The organism is Streptomyces cinereospinus (assembly GCF_042430725.1).
Taxonomy (GTDB): Bacteria; Actinomycetota; Actinomycetes; order Streptomycetales; family Streptomycetaceae; genus Streptomyces; species Streptomyces cinereospinus.
The window spans coordinates 1-21,584 of record NZ_JBHMCY010000027.1; the positions used below are offsets into that span (position 1 = coordinate 1).

18 protein-coding genes and 1 pseudogene are annotated in these 21,584 nt (G+C 72.4%); 11 read left to right on the plus strand and 8 right to left on the minus strand.

The window, feature by feature from the left end; all coding sequences use genetic code 11:
* Window positions 1-894 precede the first annotated feature (894 nt).
* The 3 genes from ACFF45_RS15935 (at window position 895) to hutH (ending at window position 4,637) form a co-directional block, all read left to right on the plus strand.
* Complete coding sequence (locus tag ACFF45_RS15935; RefSeq protein WP_381346687.1) at window positions 895-1,695, plus strand: enoyl-CoA hydratase/isomerase family protein; 801 nt, start codon at window positions 895-897, stop codon at window positions 1,693-1,695.
* Window positions 1,696-1,773: 78 nt separating this feature from the next.
* Window positions 1,774-2,916, plus strand: coding sequence for a GGDEF domain-containing protein (locus ACFF45_RS15940; protein WP_381346688.1), 1,143 nt, complete (start codon window positions 1,774-1,776; stop codon window positions 2,914-2,916).
* A gap of 182 nt (window positions 2,917-3,098) precedes the next feature.
* Window positions 3,099-4,637, plus strand: a complete 1,539-nt coding sequence (gene hutH, locus ACFF45_RS15945) for a histidine ammonia-lyase (protein ID WP_381346759.1) — start codon at window positions 3,099-3,101, stop codon at window positions 4,635-4,637.
* 67 nt (window positions 4,638-4,704) lie between these two features.
* Here hutH and ACFF45_RS15950 read toward each other — a convergent pair whose 3' ends face one another.
* Both ACFF45_RS15950 and ACFF45_RS15955 read right to left on the minus strand, forming a co-directional pair.
* Window positions 4,705-5,511, minus strand: a complete 807-nt coding sequence (locus tag ACFF45_RS15950) for a hypothetical protein (RefSeq protein ID WP_381346689.1) — start codon at window positions 5,509-5,511, stop codon at window positions 4,705-4,707.
* A 65-nt stretch (window positions 5,512-5,576) separates the two neighbouring features.
* A complete protein-coding gene (locus ACFF45_RS15955; RefSeq protein WP_381346690.1) occupies window positions 5,577-5,882 on the minus strand; it encodes a hypothetical protein in 306 nt (101 codons plus the stop codon).
* 109 nt (window positions 5,883-5,991) lie between these two features.
* Between ACFF45_RS15955 and ACFF45_RS15960 the strand changes: the two genes are divergently transcribed.
* From ACFF45_RS15960 to ACFF45_RS15980, 5 genes are all read left to right on the plus strand, one after another.
* The gene (locus tag ACFF45_RS15960; protein ID WP_381346691.1) at window positions 5,992-6,336 is read left to right on the plus strand and encodes a hypothetical protein; all 345 of its coding nucleotides are present in this window, start codon (window positions 5,992-5,994) and stop codon (window positions 6,334-6,336) included.
* A gap of 222 nt (window positions 6,337-6,558) precedes the next feature.
* The gene (locus ACFF45_RS15965; RefSeq protein ID WP_381346692.1) at window positions 6,559-7,812 is read left to right on the plus strand and encodes a L,D-transpeptidase; all 1,254 of its coding nucleotides are present in this window, start codon (window positions 6,559-6,561) and stop codon (window positions 7,810-7,812) included.
* Between the two features lie 122 nt (window positions 7,813-7,934).
* Window positions 7,935-9,368, plus strand: a complete 1,434-nt coding sequence (locus tag ACFF45_RS15970) for an ABC transporter permease (protein WP_381346693.1) — start codon at window positions 7,935-7,937, stop codon at window positions 9,366-9,368.
* A 58-nt stretch (window positions 9,369-9,426) separates the two neighbouring features.
* On the plus strand, window positions 9,427-10,110 hold the full coding sequence (locus ACFF45_RS15975; RefSeq protein WP_381346694.1) for an ABC transporter ATP-binding protein: 684 nt from the start codon (window positions 9,427-9,429) through the stop codon (window positions 10,108-10,110).
* Window positions 10,111-10,307: 197 nt separating this feature from the next.
* Window positions 10,308-13,616 (plus strand): S8 family serine peptidase, encoded by a 3,309-nt coding sequence (locus ACFF45_RS15980; protein WP_381346695.1) that lies wholly within the window; start codon window positions 10,308-10,310, stop codon window positions 13,614-13,616.
* A 129-nt stretch (window positions 13,617-13,745) separates the two neighbouring features.
* Here the strand turns inward: ACFF45_RS15980 and ACFF45_RS15985 are convergent, their stop codons facing one another.
* Window positions 13,746-14,786, minus strand: a complete 1,041-nt coding sequence (locus tag ACFF45_RS15985) for an NAD(P)-dependent alcohol dehydrogenase (RefSeq protein ID WP_381346696.1) — start codon at window positions 14,784-14,786, stop codon at window positions 13,746-13,748.
* Between the two features lie 171 nt (window positions 14,787-14,957).
* Between ACFF45_RS15985 and ACFF45_RS15990 the strand changes: the two genes are divergently transcribed.
* Together ACFF45_RS15990 and ACFF45_RS15995 are read left to right on the plus strand one after the other, a co-directional pair.
* On the plus strand, window positions 14,958-15,884 hold the full coding sequence (locus ACFF45_RS15990; protein WP_381346697.1) for a helix-turn-helix domain-containing protein: 927 nt from the start codon (window positions 14,958-14,960) through the stop codon (window positions 15,882-15,884).
* Window positions 15,821-16,279: pseudogene (locus tag ACFF45_RS15995) on the plus strand (transposase); the annotation flags it as partial. The gene ACFF45_RS15990 and the pseudogene ACFF45_RS15995, both read left to right, overlap by 64 nt.
* Before the next feature lie 276 nt (window positions 16,280-16,555).
* Here ACFF45_RS15995 and ACFF45_RS16000 read toward each other — a convergent pair.
* Complete coding sequence (locus ACFF45_RS16000; RefSeq protein WP_381346698.1) at window positions 16,556-16,981, minus strand: DUF4267 domain-containing protein; 426 nt, start codon at window positions 16,979-16,981, stop codon at window positions 16,556-16,558.
* Between the two features lie 110 nt (window positions 16,982-17,091).
* On the minus strand, window positions 17,092-17,538 hold the full coding sequence (locus ACFF45_RS16005; protein WP_381346699.1) for an anthrone oxygenase family protein: 447 nt from the start codon (window positions 17,536-17,538) through the stop codon (window positions 17,092-17,094).
* Window positions 17,539-17,628: 90 nt separating this feature from the next.
* Between ACFF45_RS16005 and ACFF45_RS16010 the strand changes: the two genes are divergently transcribed.
* Entirely contained in the window at window positions 17,629-18,207 is a 579-nt protein-coding gene (locus tag ACFF45_RS16010; RefSeq protein WP_381346700.1) for a TetR/AcrR family transcriptional regulator, read from the plus strand.
* Between the two features lie 402 nt (window positions 18,208-18,609).
* Here the strand turns inward: ACFF45_RS16010 and ACFF45_RS16015 are convergent, their stop codons facing one another.
* The 3 genes from ACFF45_RS16015 to msrA form a co-directional block, all read right to left on the minus strand.
* A complete protein-coding gene (locus ACFF45_RS16015) occupies window positions 18,610-19,833 on the minus strand; it encodes an FG-GAP-like repeat-containing protein (protein WP_381346701.1) in 1,224 nt (407 codons plus the stop codon).
* Window positions 19,834-20,054: 221 nt separating this feature from the next.
* Entirely contained in the window at window positions 20,055-20,648 is a 594-nt protein-coding gene (locus ACFF45_RS16020; protein WP_381346702.1) for a DUF4291 domain-containing protein, read from the minus strand.
* Between the two features lie 137 nt (window positions 20,649-20,785).
* Window positions 20,786-21,499 carry a peptide-methionine (S)-S-oxide reductase MsrA gene (gene msrA, locus ACFF45_RS16025; RefSeq protein WP_381346703.1) on the minus strand — a complete coding sequence of 238 codons (714 nt, stop codon included), beginning with the start codon at window positions 21,497-21,499 and terminating at the stop codon, window positions 20,786-20,788.
* Window positions 21,500-21,584 lie beyond the last annotated feature (85 nt).

Consider the following 21,584-nt stretch of genomic DNA (forward strand, 5'->3'; position numbering starts at 1 on the left):
GCCGCGGCCGCCGGGGGTCCAGGGGTGGGCGGCAGGGGTGTCGGGGGCGGCGCGGCGGATGGCCGCTCCCGCGGGGGAGGCGGGCTCGCGCCCCGTCGCGGGCGGGCTCTGCGGCGCGCGGCTCGGGCGGGGGCGGTGGGGTCGGCCTTGGGGGAGGGGGCCAGCCGCGGGCATGTGGCCTGGTGGGGGCTGGGGTGGGCGTTCGGCCGCAGGGGTGTGGCTTGGTGGGGGCTGGGGTGGGCGTTCGGTTGTGGGTGTGTGACCTGCTGGGGGCTGCGGTCGCCGTCCGGCCGCGGCGGCGGGTGTGCGGCCCGGCTGGGGCTGGGGCTGGGGTGGGCGTCCGGTGGCGGGTGGGTGCTGGGGGGTGGGGCCCGGTTGGGGGCGGGCATGGGGTGGGCGTCCCGTGGCGGGTGGGCTGTGGGGTGGGCGTCCGGTGGCGGGTGGGCTTTGGGGTGGGCGTCCCGTGGTGGGTGGGCTTTGGGGTGGGCGGACCGGCTGGGGGCGTGGCGGGGCTGCCGGGGCGGGCGGTGTGGGGGTCGCCGGTGGCCGGCCCTCGGTGCCAGCGCGGTCGCTCGCGCCCGCGGACGCGGGCCCGCCGGCGCCCGTGGCGTCGTGTCTCGTGTCGTCCGTCCGGCCGTGGTGCGGGCCCGTCGACGTGTCGGTCCTCATGGCGATCCCTCCCCGATGCGCTCGCGCCCCCCGGTGCGCCGTGGCGGTGCGCACGCTATGCGCTCCCCCGGGGCGGAAGCGGCGAGTCGGGCGGGATGTCACTCGAACGGGGTGTCGGGGGGTGAGCCGGGAACCGGGCGCGCCACCGTCCGGCCTTCCCCCGGCGGGGGCGGACTGGGATGATCGGGAGCTGTCTTGTTAACCCGCGTTAACCGAGAGGGTGCCATGGGTGAGGAGCGGTTCGGGGAGTTCGTGCTGGTGCGGCGGCACGAGGACGGGCATGTCGCGGAGCTGGCACTCGACCGGCCCCAGGCCATGAACGCCATGTCGGCCGAGATGGCCCGGTCGGTCGCCGGGGCGTGCGCGGCGCTGGGTGCGGACCGGGACGTCCGGGTCGTCGTGCTGACGTCGACGCACGAGCGGGCGTTCTGCGTGGGGGCCGACCTGAAGGAGCGGAACGCGCTGAGCGACGCCGAGCTGGTGCGGCAGCGGCCGGTGGCGCGGAAGGCGTACACGGGCGTACTGGAGCTGCCGGTCCCCACGGTGGCGGCGGTGCACGGGTTCGCGCTGGGCGGCGGCTTCGAGCTGGCGCTGTCGTGCGACGTGATCGTCGCCGACGGAACCGCGGTGGTGGGGCTTCCGGAGGTGTCGGTGGGGGTGATCCCCGGGGGCGGCGGTACGCAGCTGCTGCCGCGGCGGGTGGGCGCGGCCCGGGCGGCCGAGCTGATCTTCACCGCGCGGCGGGTCGAGGCCGCCGAGGCGCGTGAGCTGGGGCTGGTGGACGTGCTGGTGGAGGACGGCCGGGACCGGCCGGAGGCGCTGGCGCTGGCGTCCCGTATCGCCGCGAACTCGCCGGTGGGCCTGCGCGCGGCCAAGCGGGCCCTGCGGCTGGGGCACGGGCTGGACCTGCCGGCCGGCCTGGAGGTCGAGGACGCGGCCTGGCGCTCGGTGGCGTTCTCGGGGGACCGGGCGGAGGGGGTGGCGGCCTTCAACGAGAAGCGCGAGCCGCAGTGGCCGGGTGAGTGAGCGCACCGGCGCCGTACGCCCTCACCCCACCGCCCCGCAAACATCCCCTTTCCCCCCTGATTTCCCTAGCCTGGAGTGATGGGTGAGGAGAACCGGCTCGCGGCCGTGGTGGCGCTGGCGCAGGGGATGGCCGCGGCACAGTCGGTGCGCGAGTCGTGGCGGGCCGCCGCGCTCGGGGCGTGCCGGGCGCTGGACGGGAGCTTCGCCGCACTGTCGGTGTGGGAGCGGGACCTCGGGCAGTTGCGGGTGCTCGTCAACGTGGGGGAGCTGACGGACGGCGAGGAGGAGTTCCCGGAGCGCGAGGCCTATCCGGTGCACCAGTTCGCCGAGATCACCGAGTTCCTGCACGAGCGGTGGGCCGGCGGCGGTGAACCCGACGCCTGGGTCGAGACCGCCGAGGGACCCACCGCCGGGCGGGCCGGTTTCTGTCACCAGCGGGTCGCCGCGCTGCGGCGCAGGGGCCGGGGCTGCTGTGTCGTCGCCCCCGTCGTGCTGCACGGGCGCGCCTGGGGCGAGCTGTACGTCGCCCGGCCCCTCGGCGCCCCCGTCTTCGCCCGGGCCGACGCCGACTTCGCCACCGTCCTGGCCGCCGTCGTCGCCGCCGGGATCGCCCAGACCGAGCGGCTCCAGGAGGCCCGGCGGCTCGCCTTCACCGACTCGCTCACCGGCCTGGCCAACCGCCGTGCCGTGGACATGCACCTGGACGAGGCCGTCGAGCGGCACCGCCGGGAGGGCGTCGTGGTCAGCCTGGTCGTCTGCGACCTCAACGGGCTCAAGCGCGTCAACGACACCCACGGGCACGCCGTCGGCGACCGGCTCCTGGAACGGTTCGGCTCCGTCCTCTCCCTGTGCGGCGCCATGCTGCCCGGCACCCTGGCCGCCCGGCTCGGCGGTGACGAGTTCTGCCTGCTGGCCGTGGGGCCGCCCGCCGACGACGTCGTGAAGGTCGCCGACGAGCTGTGCCGCCGCGCCATCGAGCTGGAGCTCGGCGACGGGGTCGCCTGCGGCGTGGCGTCCACCGCGGACCCGATCGGGCCGGTCCGTTCCGCCCGCCGTCTCTTCCGGCTCGCGGACGCCGCCCAGTACCGGGCCAAGGGCGTCCGCGCCGCCGGGGCCGTGGTGGCCGGCCGGGAAGGCCCCGACGACCCCGTCGTCCGCCTCGCCGACGCACCGCCCGAGGGGCCCGCGGGCGAGCGCCGCCGCTTCCGCGGCCGCCGCTGAGGACGCGGCCGGTCAGCGAGGGGCGGGCGCCGCCGCGCCCTGAGCGGTGAAAGCCGCAGCGCGGTAAGGCTCACGGCGCGGTAAAACTCACGGCGCGGTAAGGCTCACGGCGCGGTAAGGGGCACATCCCCCGCCCACTCGTGACATCATCGAATTCACTGCGTACGCTCCTGAATATGGATATGCGCACTGTGGTGGTGGGGACGTCCGGGGTCACCGCGTCCGACGTCCTCGCCGTGGCGCGCGGCGGCGCCCGCGTCGAGCTCTCGGGAGAGGCGGTGGCCGCCCTCGCCGCGGCCCGCGCGATCGTGGACGCCCTGGCGGCCAGGCCCGACCCGGTCTACGGCGTCTCCACCGGCTTCGGCGCCCTCGCGACCCGGCACATCGGCCCGGAGCTGCGCACCCGGCTCCAGCGCAACATCGTCCGCTCGCACGCCGCCGGAATGGGCCCGAGGGTCGAGCGGGAGGTCGTACGGGCGCTGGTGTTCCTGCGGCTGAAGACCGTCTGCTCCGGGCGCACCGGCGTACGGCCCGAGGTCGCGCAGGCCATGGCCGGCCTGCTGAACGCCGGCATCACCCCCGTCGTGCACGAGTACGGCTCCCTGGGCTGCTCCGGCGACCTCGCGCCGCTGTCCCACTGCGCCCTCACCCTGATGGGCGAAGGGGAGGCCGAGGGCCCGGACGGGGCCGTGCGGCCCGCCGGCGAGCTGCTCGCCGCGCACGGCATCGCGCCCGTCGAGCTGCGCGAGAAGGAGGGCCTCGCCCTCCTCAACGGCACCGACGGCATGCTCGGCATGCTGGTCATGGCCCTCGCCGACCTCGACACCCTCTACAAGTCCGCCGACGTCACCGCGGCCCTGTCCCTGGAGGCCCTGCTCGGCACCGACAAGGTGCTCGCCCCCGAGCTGCACGCCATCCGGCCGCACCCCGGCCAGGCCGCGAGCGCCGCCAACATGCTGGCCGTGCTGAAGGGCTCCGGCCTGACGGGTCACCACCAGGACGACGCCCCGCGCGTCCAGGACGCCTACTCGGTCCGCTGCGCCCCGCAGGTCGCCGGCGCCGGACGCGACACCCTCGCCCACGCCCGCCTCGTCGCCGACCGCGAACTGGCCGCCGCGGTGGACAACCCCGTCGTCCTGCCCGACGGGCGGGTCGAGTCCAACGGCAACTTCCACGGCGCGCCGGTCGCCTACGTGCTCGACTTCCTCGCCATCGCCGCCGCCGACCTCGCGTCCGTCGCCGAGCGGCGCACCGACCGGCTGCTGGACAAGAACCGCAGCCACGGGCTGCCGCCGTTCCTCGCCGACGACGCCGGGGTGGACAGCGGGCTGATGATCGCCCAGTACACGCAGGCCGCGCTGGTGAGCGAGATGAAGCGGCTCGCCGTACCGGCGTCCGCGGACTCCGTCCCGTCCTCCGCGATGCAGGAGGACCACGTCTCGATGGGCTGGTCGGCGGCGCGCAAGCTGCGCACGGCCGTGGACGGTCTCTCCCGGGTCGTCGCGGTCGAACTGTACGCCGCCACGCGCGCCGTCGAGCTGCGCGAGGGGCTGACGCCCGCCCCCGCCACCCAAGCCGTGATCGACGCCCTTCGGGCCGCCGGGGTGGCCGGTCCCGGGCCGGATCGTTTCCTCGCCCCCGACCTGGCCGCGGCCGACGCGTTCGTGCGCGACGGGAGGCTGGTGGCGGCGGCGGAGGCGGTCACCGGGCCGCTGCGCTAGGCGGCCTCTTCCCCACAGGTGTGTACGGCGGGGCCCCGGCCCGCGACGGCCGGGGCCCCGCGACCGGTCACGTGAGCTTCGCCGCCTGCGCGTCGATCACGGCGGCGGGGACGTCGTACGCCTCGCCGCTCATCAGCGCGCCCATGTTGACCGTGTAGTACGTCACGAGCGTGCCGCCGTGCCGCACCACCTCGCCGTGCACCGTGCCCGGCTTCTCCTGGTCCTCCACGTCGACGGAGGCCGTGAACGCCACCGACTCGTCACCGGTGCCGGACGCCTTCGCGGTGGCGACCTCGGTGATCTTCTGGTCGGTGCCCTGCGCGGTGAGGGTGAAGCCGCCCGCGCAGGCGGTGATCGCGTCGGTGACGGACGCGAAGGTCTCCGCGGTGCCCTCCCCGTCGTACGAGGAGAGTCCGACGACGGTCATGTCGACGCTCAGCGCGTCCGCCATGGCGTTCTCGAACTCGCCCTCGCTCATGTCCTCCATGGACTTCGAGGCCGTGTCGGTGGGCGACGTCCGCTCGGTGGCCATGGTGCGGGCCTCCCCGGCCGAGTCGCCCGGAGCGAAGCCGCTCATCGCGTGGGCGAGCGGCTCGCACTCCGCCTTGTCGACCCGGACATCGCTCTGGGAGGCGGGCAGCCGGCTGTCGTCCGCCTGGATCTCGTACCCCTCGACATCACCCTGAGCGAGGATCAGCTTCTTCAACTCGGCCGCGCCGAGGACCTGCGCGGCCGGGGCGGCCGGGGCGGCCGAAGCGGACCCGGACCCCTCCGAGTCGTCCGAACCGCTCTCCGCGCATCCCGTGACAAGGGCGAGCGACAGCGCGCCGACGGCGACCGTGGCGCGCAGCCGCGCACCCGATGATCTGTTCATGATCGGACTATGAGGTCCGCGTCAAGAACACGTCAAGTGACGTGGTCCTGCGGGACACCCGCGCGTCAGACTCCGAGCCGCTCGCGGCGCACCGAGTACGCCACGAAGCCCGCGCCCAGCGTGAGACAGAACGCGCCGCCGACGACGTACGGCGTGCTGTCGAAGCTGCCGGTGTCCGCGAGCCGGGTGCCGTCGGCCACCGCGCCGGCCGGGTCCGCGGTCGTGGCCCTGGCCTGTGTCGTCAGCACCGTCACCGACCGCTCTCTCACCGGGGCGTCCGCCGTCGCGTTGGCGGAGGGGACGAACCACAGGGCCCCCAGCAGGGCGCCCGCGGCGGTGGCGGTCAGCAACGGACGGCGAGCGGATGACACGGAATATCGATCCCCTTGTGACGCTGGTGAATTGGCCGTGTGGGGCGATGCTAGTGAAAGCCGCGGGTCGTGGGAAAGTCGCGGGGGCCCCGGGCCTTACGCTCCGAGCATGAGCACTCCAGAGACATCAGGTTTTGTACGGCTTCGGGTGGAACTCGTCCTCCAGGTCGACGACCCTCAGGCCGTGATCCGGGCCGCGCAGCGGCGGATCTCCGAGGACGCCGATATGCAGGCCGAGGAGCGGGTACACGCCGAGAGCGCTGTGACGGAGGACACCGCGGAGGCGCTGGCGTATCTCGTGGACCCGTTCGACCTGGTCGGCGAGGTGCCCGGGATCGAGCTGCAGCAGGCCTCCTGGAGCAGCGAGCAGGTGGACTACGACCCTGATTCGCCGGACTGGGACCTTGACGACGATGATGTCGACGACGAGGAAGAGGAAGAGCGGGCCGGCTGACGCGGCTTGGGGACATCGTGATCCCGGGCGGCAACCGTCGTCCGGGTTCCGTCGTCTCCACAGGCGCGCGGACCGAGACTCGGACCACGGACCACCAGCCCGGCGGACGTGGCGAGCCCCACACGTCGAGGGAATGGGGAACGGGACGAACCGGTCGTAGCGTTGAACACTTACGGGGACTTTCGGGGATCTGGGGATTCGGCAACGATGGAGAAGCGTGTGATGACGAACAGTAAGCGGCGCAGCGGCCTCACGGTCGCGTCCGCACTGCTCGGCGGCGTACTGGTGCTCTCGGCCTGTTCCGGCAGCGAGGAGGCCGTCGGCAGCGACGGCGGCGGCAACGACAGCTCGCAGACCCAGGTCGACGAGGCGGCGGCGCAGAAGACGTCCGAGGCCCAGATCGAGATCACCCCCAAGGACGGCTCGACCAACGCCTCCATCAACAACTCGGCCACCGTCACGGTGAGCGAGGGCACGCTCACCGAGGTGACGATGACGACCGCCGACGGCACGGCCGTCGAGGGCGAGATCTCGGCCGACGGGACCAGCTGGAAGCCCAGCGCCCAGCTGGAGCGCTCCACGCGCTACAAGATCGCGGTGTCGGCGGAGGACTCCGAGGGCCTGGAGGCGCACGAGAACGCGTCCTTCACCACGGTCTCGCCGGACAACAGCTTCATAGGCACCTTCACGCCGGACGACGGCACCACCGTCGGCGTCGGCATGCCGGTCTCGATCACCTTCGACAAGGCGATCAGCAACCAGGCGGACGTCCAGAAGGGCATCACCGTCAGCACCAGCAGCGGCCAGGAGGTCGTCTGCCACTGGTTCAACGCCAACCGCATGGACTGCCGCCCCGACGAGTACTGGCAGGAGGGCGCCACCGTCACGCTGAAGCTGGCGCTCGACGGCGTCGAGGGCGCCGAGGGCGTCTACGGCGTCCAGCAGAAGACGGTCTCCTTCACCATCGGCCGCAACCAGGTCACCTACGTCGACGCGCAGACCAAGCAGATGAAGGTCACGCAGGACGGCAAGGTCGTCAAGACCATCCCGATCTCCGCCGGCTCGCCCGAGAACAAGACGTACGAGGGCCAGATGGTGATCTCCGAGAAGTTCAAGGAGACCCGGATGAACGGTGCGACGGTCGGCTTCACCGACGACGACGGCGAGGGCGAGTACGACATCAAGGACGTGCCGCACGCCATGCGCCTGACCACGTCCGGCACCTTCGTCCACGGCAACTACTGGGCCGCCGACTCCATCTTCGGCAGCGTCAACACCAGCCACGGCTGCGTCGGTCTGAACGACACCAAGGGTGCCGACGACCCCGAGACCGAGGGCGCGTGGTTCTACGACAACTCGATCATCGGTGACGTCGTGGTCGTCCAGAACACCGGCGACAAGACGGTCGCGCCGGACAACGGACTGAACGGCTGGAACATGAGCTGGGAGCAGTGGAAGGCCGGATCCGCCGTCTGACGCCCGCTCGCTGACACCCCGTCGACCACGAAGGCCGCCCGTCCGGGCGGCCTTCGTGCTTCTCATCTTCCTTTTATCCCCGCCTTATTCGGTCATCACGGTGTGTCCCTAGCTTGCGGCGCATGTTCTTCACCTACCTGAGGCGCGAACTGCGCCGCCGCAGAAAGGCGGCCCTCGTCGTCGCCTCCGGCCTGGCGCTGGGTATCGCGCTGGTCATCGTCGTCAACTCCGTGTCCTCCGGCATGGGACAGGCGCAGGACAAGGTCCTGGAGTCGCTGTACGGCCTCGGCACCGACATGACCGTCACCCAGGCCGCCGACCCCGAGCAGGAGGGCCAGGCGCGGGGGCCGCGGTTCCGGTTCGACGCGCAGGACGACGGCTCCGACGAGGAGCAGAGCAGCGACCGCGTCATGGTGCAGGGCTTCCAGACCCTGGCCGGCTCGACGGTGACGCAGGTCGGCTCGCAGGACGGCGTCGCGCACGCGGTCGGCGGGCTGAGCCTCCAGGTCATCAAGGTCAGCGGCCAGTTCACCCGGGGCCAGTTCCAGCAGGGCGGCGGCCGGCCGTCCGCCCCGCAGGGCGAGGGCCGGGTCCAGGGCGGCGGTGCCGACTTCGGCGTGGACACCTACTCGGTCTTCGGCACCGACGTCACCGAGCCCGAGCTCGGCCCGCTGACCTCCTCGAAGATCACCAGCGGCCGTACCTTCACGTCCTCCGAGACCGACGCGGAGGTGGCCGTCGCCGACGCCTCCTACGCCCAGGAGAATGAGCTCGCCGTCGGCGACACGGTCACCGTCAAGGACGTCACCTACGAGGTCATCGGCATCGCCACCCCGGAGAGCGGGGACGCGGCGGCCAACCTCTACGTCCCGCTCAAGCAGGCGCAGACGCTGAGCGACTCGGCGGGCCAGGTCACCACGGTCTACGTCAAGGCGACCGACTCGCAGCAGATCGACGCCGTGAAGTCGGCGATCCAGAAGAACGTCCCCGGCACCACCGTGACCACCTCCGCCGACCTCGCCGGCACCGTCTCCGGCTCCCTGTCCACCGCCTCCGACCTCGCCACCAGCGTCGGCAGGTGGCTGTCGGTCGTGGTGCTGGCGGCCGCGTTCCTGGTCGCCGGGCTGCTCACCTCCTCCGCGGTCTCCCGCCGGGTGCGGGAGTTCGGCACGCTGAAGGCGCTGGGCTGGCGGTCCGGGCGGGTCACCCGGCAGGTGGTCGGGGAGGCCGTCGTCAACGGGCTCGTCGGCGGTGTGCTCGGCATCGCGCTCGGGCTGGCGGGGGCGTACGCGGTCACCGCGGTCAGCCCGACCCTGCGGGCCGAACTCGGCGGCACCGGCGGCGAGACGGCCGTTCCCGGCGGCGGCTTCGGCGGCGGCCCGGGGCGGCAGGCCGCGTCCCGCACGCTCGACGTCGCCCTCACGGCCCCCGTCAGCGTGACGACCATCGCCCTCGCGGTCGGGCTGGCCGTGACCGGCGGGCTCGTCGCGGGCGCGTTCGGCGGGTGGCGCGCGTCGCGCCTGCGGCCGGCGGACGCGCTGCGGCGCGTGGCGTAGCCGCGCACCGGCACCCCGGACCCACCCCACCGCACCCCATCCCAGGAGCTGCACCACCATGTACGAACTCAGAGGCGTCACCAAGCACTACACCCGGGGCAAGGACACCGTGCGCGCGCTGGACGGCGTCGACCTCACCATCGCCGACGGCGACCGGCTGGTCATCCAGGGCCCCACCGGCGGCGGCAAGTCGACCCTGCTCCAGATGCTCGGCGGACTCGACCGGCCCACCTCCGGCGAGATCGTGCTCGACGGGACCGACCTGGCGCGGCTGCCCGAGGCCCGGCTCACCCGGGTGCGCAGCGAGAACATCGGCTTCGTCTTCCAGAGCTTCAACCTGATCCCGACGCTCACCGCCCAGGAGAACGTCGAGACCGCCCTCGTCCCCCTCGGCGTCAGGACCGCGCAGCGGCGTCAACGAGCCGCCGAGGCGCTGGAGTCGGTCGGTCTCGGGGAGCGGCTCGGGCACCTGCCCGGGGAGATGTCCGGCGGCCAGCAGCAGCGCGTGGCCATCGCGCGGGCGCTGGTGAAGCGGCCGAAGGTGCTGCTGGCCGACGAACCCACCGGCAACCTCGACGAGTCGATGCGCGACGAGATCATGGACGTGCTCGAACGCACCTGGAAGGAGCTGGGGCTGACCTTCGTCATGGTCACCCACGACTCGGCCCTCGCGAAGAAGGCACCGCGGCTGGTGACGATCCGCAAGGGCCGGATCACGGTGAAGGAGAGCGCCAACTCCTAGCGCCCAACCGATGTGGCCATCGAGCGTTCACCGACATGGTGCTTTTATGGCCGACTCGTGACGGCGCGCTCCCTTGAGGCCGCTGATCACCCCCCGGCATACTGCGTGTCTCCGGGGGGTGCGCGCGCATGTGTGCGGAACGACCCCCGGCCGGGTGAACGGGGAATTCACCCGGCTCATCAACTCCAGGGGGAGTTTTGCGCAGACAACTGAAGAGTGCCGGTGCCGCCGCGGTAGCCACCGCGGCCGCCGTCGCCCTCGCCGCGGGCCTGACCAGCCCGGCGAGCGCGAAGCCGGAACAGGGCCCCGACGGCCCGGCGACGCTCACGTCTCACCACCGCATCACCCTGATCACCGGCGACCGGGTCTCCGTGGACGCCAGGGGACGGATCGTCGGCCTCGACCGGGCCGAGGGCCGCGAACACATACCGGTACAGATCCGCAAGGCGAACGGCCACACCCTGGTGATACCCGCCGACGCGGCCCGCCTGGTCGCCACCGGCAAGCTGGACCAGCGCCTGTTCGACATCACCGAGCTGAACAGGTCCGCGACCCGCACGGCGCAGAAGAACGGCCTGAAGGTCATCGTCGGCTACCGGGGCGCCGCCACCGCCGCGAAGGCCGAGGTCCGCGACGCTGGCACCCTGCGCCGCAGCCTGAAGACGCTGAACGCGGACGCCGTGCAGACCGCCGACCAGGACACGCCCGAGCTGTGGGACGCGGTCACCAACGGCGACAGGACCGTCTCCGGCATCGCGCACGTCTGGCTCGACGGGGTCCGCCGGGTCACCCTGGACAAGTCCGTGCCGCAGATCGGCGCCCCCCAGGCCTGGGCCGCCGGCTACGACGGCGAGGGCGTGCAGATCGCCGTACTGGACACCGGCGTCGACACCACGCACGCGGACCTCGCGTCCCAGGTGACCGCGTCGAAGAACTTCACCACCGCCGCCGACGCCTCCGACAAGTACGGCCACGGCACGCACGTCGCCTCCATCGCGGCCGGCACCGGCGCGAAGTCCGGCGGCAGGTTCAAGGGCGTCGCGCCCGGCGCCGAGATCCTCAACGGCAAGGTCCTCGACGACAACGGCTTCGGCGACGACTCCGGCATCCTGGCCGGCATGGAGTGGGCGGCCGAGCAGGGCGCCGACGTCGTCAACCTCAGCCTCGGCGGCATGGACACCCCGGAGGTCGACCCGCTGGAGGCGGCCGTCAACCGGCTCTCCGCCGACAAGGGCGTCCTCTTCGCCATCTCGGCCGGCAACTCCGGTCCCGAGTCCGTCGGTTCGCCGGGCAGCGCGGACGCCGCGCTCACCGTCGGCGCCGTGGACGGCGCGGACGAGCTGGCCGACTTCTCCAGCACCGGCCCGCGCGCCGGTGACGGCGCCGTCAAGCCCGACGTCACCGCGCCCGGCGTGGACATCGCCGCCGCCTCCGCCAAGGGCAGCGTCATCGCCCAGGAGGTCGGCGAGAGCCCGGCCGGCTACGTGAGCATCTCGGGTACGTCGATGGCGGCCCCGCACGTCGCGGGCGCCGCGGCGATCCTCAAGCAGCAGCACCCGGACTGGACCTACGCCGAGATCAAGGGCGCGCTGACCGCGTCCACCAAGGGCGGCGCCTACACGCCGTTCCAGCAGGGCTCGGGCCGCGTCCAGCTCGACCGCGCGATCAGGCAGACGGTGATCGCCGACCCGGTCTCGGTGAGCTTCGGCGTCCAGCAGTGGCCGCACGGCGACGACGCCCCGGACACCGAGCAGCTGACGTACCGCAACCTCGGCACCACCGACGTCACCCTGGACCTGAAGGTCACCGCCACCAACCCCAGGGGCCAGGCGGCCCCGGCGGGCTTCTTCACGCTCGGTGCGGCCCGGGTGACCGTCCCGGCGGGCGGCCGGGCCTCCGTGCCCATGACCGTCGACACCAGGCTGGGCGGCACCGTCGACGGCGCGTACTCGGCGTACGTGACCGCGACCGGCGGCGGGCAGAGCGTCCGCACGGCCGCCGCCGTACAGCGTGAGGTGGAGTCGTACGACGTCACCGTGCGGCACATCGGCCGGGACGGGCAGGGGACGGACGACTACAACACCGCGCTGCTCGGCTACTCCGGGCTGGGCGACGGCCGCGCCTACCAGGTGCCGGTCGCCGCGTCCGGCACCACCACCCTGCGGGTGCCCAAGGGCACGTACCTGCTGGACGCCTGGATCGCCAAGGACTTCGTCAACCTGGAGGGCGGCCTGGACTGGCTGGTCCAGCCGCGGTTGTCCGTCACCGGGAACACCTCGGTGACGATCGACGCCCGCCGGACCAAGTCCGCGACGATCACGGTCCCGGACGCCGCCGCCAAGCAGCGCTCGGCGACGGTCAGCTACTACCTGGACGGCGCGGGCATCGGCTTCGGCTTCGGCGCCAACTCCTTCGCCGACCTGCGGATGGCCCACCTGGGCGGCGAGATCACGAGCGGCCTCACCCAGACCTGGGGCGGCCAGTGGACGAAGGGCGCGTCCACCGAGTACGACGTGGCGACCACCGCCGGGGTCAAGAAGATCCAGGGTGACAAGGTCCGCCGGTTCAGCAGGAGCGAACTGGCCACCGTGAAGGCCCACCTGGGGGCCGCGGCCTCCGGCAAGACCGGTGCGCTGCTGCCGCTCGGCATCTTCCCCGCCGACTTCTACCTCGGCGAACCGGTCGAGCAGAAGCTGCCCGGCAGCCGCACGCTCTACCTGTCGACGGCCCAGAACATCCGGTGGACGTTCGACTTCGAGCAGTACGGCGGCCGGGACGCCCAGGGCAACCCGATACCGGAGGCGTACTACACGCTCGGCGACCCGCGGGTGTTCGCCGCGGGCAAGTCGTACACCCGGACCTTCAACAAGGCGGTCTTCGGCCCCACCCTGAACAGCGAGTACGGGCTGTACCGCGTGGGCAACGACATCTACGGCTCCCTGCCGCTGTACGCCGACAGCTCCAAGCACGCCGGCTCGTCGCTGTTCACCTCGGTGAACACGACCCTGTACCGCAACGGCGTCAAGGTCGGCTCCAACGACGACCCGCTCTTCGGCGAGAAGCGGTTCCGGGTCCCGGCCGGTGACGCCGAGTACCGGCTGACCACCTCGGTGCAGCGGAGCGTCAGGGTCGCGGCGGCGTCCACGCGGATCGACGCGAGCTGGACGTTCCGTTCCAAGAAGCCGGCCACCGAGAGGGCCAAGCTGCCGGCGTCCACCGTCCGGTTCAACGGCCCGGCCGGCCTGGACGGCCGCGTCCCGGCCGGCCGCACGGTCACCTTCCCGGTCACCGTCGAGGGCTCGGCCGCGGGCGCCAACCTCAAGTCGCTGGGCGTCTGGGTGTCCTACGACTACGGCCGTACCTGGAAGAAGACCACCGTCAAGAGCGGCAAGATCACCGTCAGGAACCCGGCCGCGGGCAAGGCGATCTCGTTCCACGCGAAGATCACCGACAAGAAGAACAACACGTCGGCGATCTCCGTCTACAACGCCTACTACGGCAAGTGACCACCTGCCGCACCACGTCCTGCCACCGCCGATGAGACGGTGAACGAAAGCCCGCCGGGGGAACGCCCCCGGCGGGCTCTCGTGCGTCGGACGGACCGTCGCGCGTCGGACGGCGGGATCGGACGGGGGTCAGATCGTGGCGGTGTCGATGACGAAGCGGTAGCGGACGTCGCTCGCCAGGACCCGCTCGTACGCCTCGTTGATCTGGTCCGCGCGGATCAGTTCGATCTCGGCGCCGAGGCCGTGCGCGGCGCAGAAGTCGAGCATCTCCTGGGTCTCGCGGATGCCGCCGATGTTCGACCCGGCGAGGGTCTTGCGGCCGTTGATCACCGAGAAGAGGTTGAGGGAGACGGGCTCCTCGGGGGCGCCCACGTTCACCAGCGCGCCGTCGGTCTTCAGCAGCGCGAGGTACGCGCCGAAGTCGAGCGAGGCCGACACCGTCGACACGATCAGGTCGAAGGTGCCCGCCAGCTCCTCGAAGGTCTTCGGGTCGCTGGTGGCGTAGTAGTGGGCGGCGCCCAGCCTCAGCCCGTCGTCCTTCTTGCGCAGCGACTGCGACAGGACCGTCACCTCCGCGCCGAGCGCGTGGGCGATCTTGACGGCCATGTGGCCGAGGCCGCCCAGCCCGAGCACGGCGACCTTCTTGCCGGGGCCGGCGTTCCAGTGCTTGAGCGGGGAGTACGTGGTGATGCCGGCGCACAGCAGCGGCGCGGCCTCATCGAGGCCGATGCCCTCGGGGATGCCGACGACGTAGTTCTCGTCGACGACGATCTTCTGCGAGTAGCCGCCGTAGGTCGGCTCCCCGTCCCCGCCGACGCCGTTGTACGTCATCACGGCGCCCTGGGTGCAGTACTGCTCCAGGCCGGCCTTGCAGTTGTCGCACTCCCGGCAGGAGTCGACCATGCAGCCGACGCCCACCCGGTCGCCGACGGCGAACCCGGTGACGCCGGACCCCACCTCGGCGACGATGCCGGCGATCTCGTGGCCGGGCACCATCGGGAAGATGGCCTCGCCCCAGCCCTCACGGGCCTGGTGGATGTCGGAGTGACAGATTCCGGCGTACTTGATGTCGATCAGGACATCGAACTCACCGACCTCCCGCCGCTCGATCGTGGTGCGCTCCAGCGGAGCCTTGGCGGCGGGGGCGGCGTACGCGCTGACAGTGGTCATGCCGGGGGGTCTCCTAGCGACGTGGTCAATGCCCGGCCGCCTTCTGACCGGGCACACCTCAAGGGTGCCGCCGGACCGCCTACCCACCCAGGCCACCCGTTTGCGTATGTCGGCTGTGCGTAGCACTGGCGGGGACAGGATCCTGTGCGTACGACCGTGAATACTGGACGTATGGACGAACAGCTGACGCCCGTGGAGGAGCGCGGTGCCGGTCTGGACCGGCGGGCCGAGCTCTGCGAGTTCCTGCGCAGCCGGCGGGCCCGGCTGAAGCCGGAGGACGTGGGGCTGCCGGACTACGGACGGCACCGCAGGGTCCCCGGGCTGCGCCGGGAGGAGCTGGCGCAGCTGGCCGGGGTGTCGGTGGCGTACTACACGCGGCTGGAGCAGGGCAACGGCCGGAACGTGTCGGCGGAGGTGCTGGACGCGATCGCGCGGGCGCTGCGGCTGACCGACGCCGAGCACGCCCACCTCACGCACCTGGCCAAGCCCAAGCAGCACAAGAAGAAGCCGGCGGCCCGCACCCAGCAGGTGCGTCCGGCGCTGGGGCAGCTGCTGGACGCGCTCGACGGCGTCCCGGCGTACGTCGTGGGCCGCCGCTCGGACATCCTGGCCTGGAACCGGATGGCCGCGGCCGTCTTCGGCGACTGGGGGACGCTGCCGGCGCAGGAGCGGAACTGGGCGCGGCTGGTCTTCCTGGAGCCGGACTACCGCGAGCTGTTCGTGGAGTGGGACCGGAAGGCGGCCGACGTCGTCGCGTTCCTGCGCATGGACGCCGGCTGCCACCCGGACGACCCGCGGCTGTCGGCCCTGGTCGGCGAGTTGTCGGTGAAGAGCCCGGAGTTCCGGCGGCTGTGGGCCACCCACGACGTCAAGGAGAAGAACCACGGGGTCAAGCGGCTGCACCATCCGCTGGTCGGCGCGCTGACCCTCTCCTTCGAGACGTTCCGCCTGGTCGACGACGCCGAGCAGTCCCTGATCACGTACCACGCGGAACCGGACTCCCCGTCCGCGGAGGCCCTCCGCCTGCTCGCCAGCTGGGGCCGGGACGCGACCCGCGCGGGTGCGGAGGGCCTGGCGGAGACCGGCGGCGCCTCGTAGTCCGGTCGGAACCGACCGGACCAGTACCGCGGAGCGGTCGGCAGACGGGCGGACAGCCAGGTCGCGGTCCGCGTCCATGCCGCCGCCGGCACCGCGTCCCGCCCACTGACGGGGAGTCGTGTCTGCCGCGTGCGTGGACGGATGCGCCGGACCGATGCCGCAGGGCAGGAGTGCCGGACCGCGTCGTCCACCAGGAGAAGTGGCGCCTCGCGCTCGGCCTGCTCGACACGCTCGCCGAGGGGCGGCTCAAGGGGCCGGTCGTGGTCGCCGATGCCGGCTGCGGCGTCAGCACTGCCTTCCGGCTCGGTCGCGAAGGCCGAGGGGCCGCTCGGTGCTGGGCCGGGCGGCCCTGTCGCCATGCGGTGGCTGGGACGAAGTGCCGGCCGGCGACCGCGCCGGAGCGCGAGCGGCACGGCGAGCCGCTCGGCCCGGCAGCGCGGGCAGGGGCGGCGCTCGACGCCGTCCGCGTCGCCCGGGGAGGTTTTCTGAGGGGCCGTCATGCCTGCCGGCGGTCGCGGCCGCTGCGGCGCAGCAGGCCGCCTCGGCCGTCAGGGCGTCGCTCACTGGAGGAGTACCGTCCGCCCGGCCTTTCCCGGCGGGCGCTGACACGCGCATACCGGCACGCGCCACGGTGGCCCGGCCGGCGACCGGGCCACCGTGGACCGATGGGATCAGGCGGGCTGCGGGGCGGGCGTCGCCGGAGCGGCCGCGACCTTGCGGGTCTCGCGCATCATCAGCAGGCCGTTGACCACCATCAGCGTCGCGGTCAGGCCGTGGACGCCGAGCGCGGTGGCCACGGAGCCGTGGTGGGCCAGCACGGTGGTCATGTCGCCGTAGGCGGCGAGGGCCTCCACCAGCAGCACCCAGCCCAGCGCCCGGCGGTGGCCCGTCACCAGCAGGATGCCCAGGACCAGGGCCAGGACGACGTCGCGGATCCCCTTGATGATCAGGAATCCGCCGCCGTCGCCGGACGGCCGGCTCGGCAGGCCGAAACCCGGCGCCGTCGTCTCCGGGTTCAGGACGAACTCCGTCCCGAACCAGAGGATGAAGAGGATGAGGGCGGCGGCCAGGACGGTGTTGATCTTCTTCAGCGCCATCGTTCGTCTCCTTGTGAGTCTTCGTGAGCCCGACCGGGCGTGGTGAGCCGCGCGGGGCCTGATCAGGCGCCGCGGCCGCGGCTGACGACCGGGCGGGTGAGCCGGTGGGCTCAGGCGAGGGCGGCGACCAGCAGGGTGAAGGCGGCGATGATGACGGCGACGCGGACGTAGTGGAGGCGCTCCCAGCGGTTCAGCTGCTGCTTCCAGTCGGCGGGCCGGTTGTCAGGGGTCCACGTCTTGTTCCGGCTGTTGATCGGGACGAGCAGCAGGAGCGACATGACCACGCTGAGGAGCAGCAGCGCGAAGGCGGTGACGACGAGGCCGGTGCCGTGGTGGTGCCGGCCGGCGACGGCCCAGACGCCGACGAGGACGAGCGAGGCGATGTACCAGACCGGCATCACGGCACCGAGCATCCGGCCCCCGTGGGCGTGGCCGAGCTGGCCGCTGTCCTCCGGGAGCGCGTTGAGGATCCGGTTCATGACGAAGGCGACGGAGAACTCCACCCCCACCATCACGCCGACGGCCACGGTGGTGACGACCTCGAGTGCGCTGAGCATGATGACCCTCCTGGAATCTAGTGTCGCTAGATGATGAGGCAACGCTAGTTCTACTGTCGCTCTTTTGTCTAGCGGTGCTAGGATCGAATCATGTCGGTACAGGAACGCAAACAGCGGGAGCGGGCGGAGCGCGAGCGCCTCATCGTGGCGACGGCCCGCGAACTCGCCGAGCAGCAGGGCTGGGACGCGGTCACCACCCGCCGGCTCGCCGAACGCATTGAGTACAGTCAGCCCGTCCTCTACAGCCACTTCCGCGGCAAGCGCGAGATCATCGGCGCCGTCGCCCTCCAGGGCGCGACCGAGCTGGCCGCGGCGATGCGGGCCGCGACCGCCGCCGCGGACGGCCCGCGCGAGCGGGTCGCCGCCCTCGCGCACGCCTACCTCGGCTTCGCCGAACGCAACCCGGCGGTCTACGACGCCATCTTCCAGCTCGACGGCGGTCTGGCGTACGCACAGGAGGACACCCCGGAACCCCTCAAGGACGCCTTCGCCGCACTGCTGGAAAGCCTGGACGAGGTCGCCGGGGACGGCGTCGCCCCGGGGCTGTTCACCGAGGTGTTCTGGGCGTCCCTGCACGGGGTGGCGACCCTGACCCGGTCCGGACGGCTGCCGCCGGAGTACACCGAGCCGAGGGTGGAGCTGCTGGTGGACCGGCTCGCCATGGTCTGACACGCCATCCCGGCGGGCACGCGGCCGGGGCCCTCGGGCCCCGCTGCTGCCTGCCTGCGGCATCGCTTCCGGTCACTCGCACCCACACGGCACGACCGCGGATCGCCGGGCCCCGTCACCCGGGACGGACACCCGTCCCGGAAGCCGCGCTCCATCAGCGTGGCCACTGATCGGGCGACGAGGCAGGTGTCCGCAAGGGACAGGGCTTCCGTGCCGTTGACAAGGGATTCGAAGCCTCAGCTCACCGGCACGGAATCCTCGTCGGTGTCCCGTTCTGCCGCACTCGACCCGCCTCACCCGCTGGTCGGGTGGGTCACTCCGCAGGCCCACCGGGACGCCGCCGCAGGCCAGGCCGGCCGAGGGCTTCTTCGAGGCCTGTACGCGCCGTCCGGCGGACGAGTCTCAGCAGAACCCGTTCAGGCCCCACCACTCGCCGTCGGCCCGCAGGCCGGGCGCCAGGGAACCGTCGGCCCGGCCCTGGTAGGTGACCAGCCAGCCCAGGTGGCCCGGGTAGCCGTCGATCACATAGCGGTCGTTGGTCACGGTGGCGAGGTCGGGCCGCCCGTCGCCGGAGAAGTCGCCGACCGAGACGAAGGCCGCCATGGCGTTCCAGCCGCCGGAGCCGATGAGCTCGCGGGTGCCCGGCCTGCCGGTGGAGGTGCCCGGGTAGAGCCACAGCCTGCCGGTGGCCGCCTCGCGCGCGTAGAGGTCGGAACGGCCGTCGCCGGTCACGTCACCCATGGCGACGAGCGCGTTCATGCCGTTCCAGCCGCCGGAGCCGATGAGCTTGCGGGTGCCCAGCTTGCCGGTGGAGGTGCCCGGGTAGAGCCACAGCCTGCCCGTGGCCTTCTCGACCGCGATCAGGTCGGACCGGCTGTCCCCGGTCAGGTCGCCGAAGGCGGTGATCAGGCGCATGGCGTTCCAGCCGCCCGAGCCGAGGAGCCGGCGGGCGCCGAGGGAGCCGGTGCCGGTGCCGGGGTAGAGCCACAGCTTGCCGGTGGCCCGCTCGCGCGCGAGGAGGTCCTCCCGGCCGTCACGGCTGAAGTCGCCGTGCCGGGTGAGGGCGTCCATGCTGTTCCAGCCGCCCGCGCCGATGAGCCGGCCGGTGCCGTCGCCCGGCGTGAACCAGAGCCGTCCGGCCTCGTCACGGGTGACCACGTCGGCCTTGCGGTCGCCGTTCAGGTCCCCGAAGCCCAGCGCCTTCGGGGAGGTCTCGGAGACCCAGCGCGGGTAGGCGGGCTGACCGCACTCGCGCCCGGTACGGACGAACTTGATCGAGCTGGTGGTCGCGACCGGGTACCCGCTGTACTCACCGGGAAGGCCGGGTTCCGCGACACCGTAGCCGCCCCACGGCACGTAGTCCTTGTCCTCGTAGACGCAGGCGATCGACGTCGTGCGGTTGACGTGGGAGCGGATCCTGTTGTCCCAGCTGCCCAGGTCCGCGACGCTCTTGTCGGTCTTCCACATCGTGCCGCCGGCGTTCTCGCCCGTCCAGCCGCAGAAGTAGCCCGCCGGGCAGTCGTACGAACTCGCGGCCACCGGCCCGGCGTTCACCGCGGCCAGCCCCGTGCCGGCGAGCGCGAGGCCGGCGAGCGTCGCCATGCCCCGGTAGAAACGATTCCGCATGAAGCGTGTCCCCCTCCTGTAGAAGCCAGGTGATCGTAGAGCAGCGCCGGGCTCTCCCACAGCGCGGGCTCCCCGCCCGCCTGGCTGCACCGGAAGGGCACCACCGGATACGGTGGCGCCCCGGCGCTCGGCCCTCCGCCCGGGCCACCCCGATCGGGCAGGAGACGCCCGTCCGCCGAGCCTGTGCCGCCATGTGACCCAGGGGCGGCAGGTGCTCCCCGTCATCCCCGGAGGTGGGCAAGAAGCTCGTCTCCAACGGGGTATGCGCGTTCCTGGGGCAGCAGTCGGGCGGCGGAGTCCAGGTCACCACCGCTGACGAGGGCGTGTATCTCGTGGGCGAGTGGGGTCACGTCCCGGATGGCGACCGTCCATTCGTCCGCGTAGCGTCGTACGGCCTCACCGGAGAGACCGAGTTGCAGGGACCGGTACGGCAGGGGCTGAAGATGCAGGTCTCGCTCGGGGTCCCACTGCACGCGAGCGGGCGCACGCTTCAACTGACGCTGCCAAGTGGCTCGGTCGGGGTGTACTCCGCGGGCGTAGCCTGACAGGCACGCGTGGCGCAGCGCCCACTCGAAGCCGTCACGACCGATCTCGACAGCCAGGACGGTCTCCTGCCCCGCCTTCGCGCCCCAGCCGCAGCGGTACATCATCCACAGGAACGAGGGCTTGATCCAGGTCATCCTGTCCCGCTGCCACGAGGAGGGGAAACGGCCCTCGCGGACGGCGGGCAGGCCGATCTCCGGGGAGTAGGCCTGGTAGACGGTGATCGTGGACTCGGCATAGGCCGCACGGATCCCGCGTTGCGGTTCTTCCATGGCGTACAGCCTGCGGTCGGCCGGATCAGGCGGCCACTGATTTTCGACCGCCGTTCACTGTGAAGGAGGGCGCGCAGCAGCACCGTGCGCGTGTCGGTGCCACGGCCGCCCTCTTCGGACACCCGGGCTCACACCGGCTACTTGTCCGTGGCCTCCGGCGCCGGAGCGATGCCCGTCGGGCAGGACGCGCCCCAGTTCGTTTCGAACGGGTCACTCAGCTTGACCCCCGTCCCGCCGATCCCGCAGTACCCCGCCGGGTCCTTGTCCAGGTACTGCTGGTGGTACCCCTCCGCCGGGTAGAACGGCCGGTCCTGGGCCGGGAGGATCTCCGTGGTGATCCGGCCGTAGCCGGAGGCGGTCAGGACCTTCTGGTACGCCGCGCGGGAGGCCTCCGCGGTGGCGGCCTGAGCCGCGCTGTGGGTGTAGACCGCCGAGCGGTACTGCGTCCCCACGTCGTTGCCCTGGCGGAAGCCCTGCGTCGGGTCGTGGGACTCCCAGAAGGTCTTCAGGAGGCGGTCGTAGGAGATCACCCGCGGGTCGTGCACCACGCGCACGACCTCCGTGTGGCCGGTCAGGCCCGAGCAGACCTCCTCGTACGTGGGGTGCTCGGTGTGGCCGCCCTGGTAGCCGACGAGGGTGGTCCACACCCCCGCCGGGAGCTGCCAGAACGTGCGCTCGGCGCCCCAGAAGCAGCCGAGACCGAAGTCGGCGGTCTCCAGGCCCTCGGGGTAGGGGCCGAGCAGCGGGTTGCCGAGGACGGTGTGGCGGTCGGGGACCGTGAAGGCGGGCTCCGGGCGGCCCTTGAGCGCCTGCTCGGGGGTGGGCAGGGTGGGCGTACGGCCGAACAGCATGGCGGGGCTCCTTCTTCCCGGGCTTACAAGGGGGCTTTCCCGGTCGTCACGGGGCGGCATCAGGTGAACGTCCGGGCACCGCCCC

Excerpts from the sequence above, each read along its gene's own strand:
- ACFF45_RS15950 (WP_381346689.1), bottom strand. The coding sequence starts at position 5,511 with ATGAACAGATCATCGGGTGCGCGGCTGCGCGCCACGGTCGCCGTCGGC.
- ACFF45_RS15975 (WP_381346694.1), top strand. The coding sequence starts at position 9,427 with ATGTACGAACTCAGAGGCGTCACCAAGCACTACACCCGGGGCAAGGAC.
- hutH (WP_381346759.1), top strand. The coding sequence starts at position 3,099 with ATGCGCACTGTGGTGGTGGGGACGTCCGGGGTCACCGCGTCCGACGTC.
- ACFF45_RS15985 (WP_381346696.1), bottom strand. The coding sequence starts at position 14,786 with ATGACCACTGTCAGCGCGTACGCCGCCCCCGCCGCCAAGGCTCCGCTG.
- ACFF45_RS16010 (WP_381346700.1), top strand. The coding sequence starts at position 17,629 with ATGTCGGTACAGGAACGCAAACAGCGGGAGCGGGCGGAGCGCGAGCGC.
- msrA (WP_381346703.1), bottom strand. The coding sequence starts at position 21,499 with ATGCTGTTCGGCCGTACGCCCACCCTGCCCACCCCCGAGCAGGCGCTC.
- ACFF45_RS15935 (WP_381346687.1), top strand. The coding sequence starts at position 895 with ATGGGTGAGGAGCGGTTCGGGGAGTTCGTGCTGGTGCGGCGGCACGAG.
- ACFF45_RS16015 (WP_381346701.1), bottom strand. The coding sequence starts at position 19,833 with ATGCGGAATCGTTTCTACCGGGGCATGGCGACGCTCGCCGGCCTCGCG.
- ACFF45_RS16020 (WP_381346702.1), bottom strand. The coding sequence starts at position 20,648 with ATGGAAGAACCGCAACGCGGGATCCGTGCGGCCTATGCCGAGTCCACG.
- ACFF45_RS15960 (WP_381346691.1), top strand. The coding sequence starts at position 5,992 with ATGAGCACTCCAGAGACATCAGGTTTTGTACGGCTTCGGGTGGAACTC.
- ACFF45_RS15970 (WP_381346693.1), top strand. The coding sequence starts at position 7,935 with ATGTTCTTCACCTACCTGAGGCGCGAACTGCGCCGCCGCAGAAAGGCG.
- ACFF45_RS15990 (WP_381346697.1), top strand. The coding sequence starts at position 14,958 with ATGGACGAACAGCTGACGCCCGTGGAGGAGCGCGGTGCCGGTCTGGAC.
- ACFF45_RS15965 (WP_381346692.1), top strand. The coding sequence starts at position 6,559 with ATGACGAACAGTAAGCGGCGCAGCGGCCTCACGGTCGCGTCCGCACTG.
- ACFF45_RS16005 (WP_381346699.1), bottom strand. The coding sequence starts at position 17,538 with ATGCTCAGCGCACTCGAGGTCGTCACCACCGTGGCCGTCGGCGTGATG.
- ACFF45_RS15940 (WP_381346688.1), top strand. The coding sequence starts at position 1,774 with ATGGGTGAGGAGAACCGGCTCGCGGCCGTGGTGGCGCTGGCGCAGGGG.
- ACFF45_RS16000 (WP_381346698.1), bottom strand. The coding sequence starts at position 16,981 with ATGGCGCTGAAGAAGATCAACACCGTCCTGGCCGCCGCCCTCATCCTC.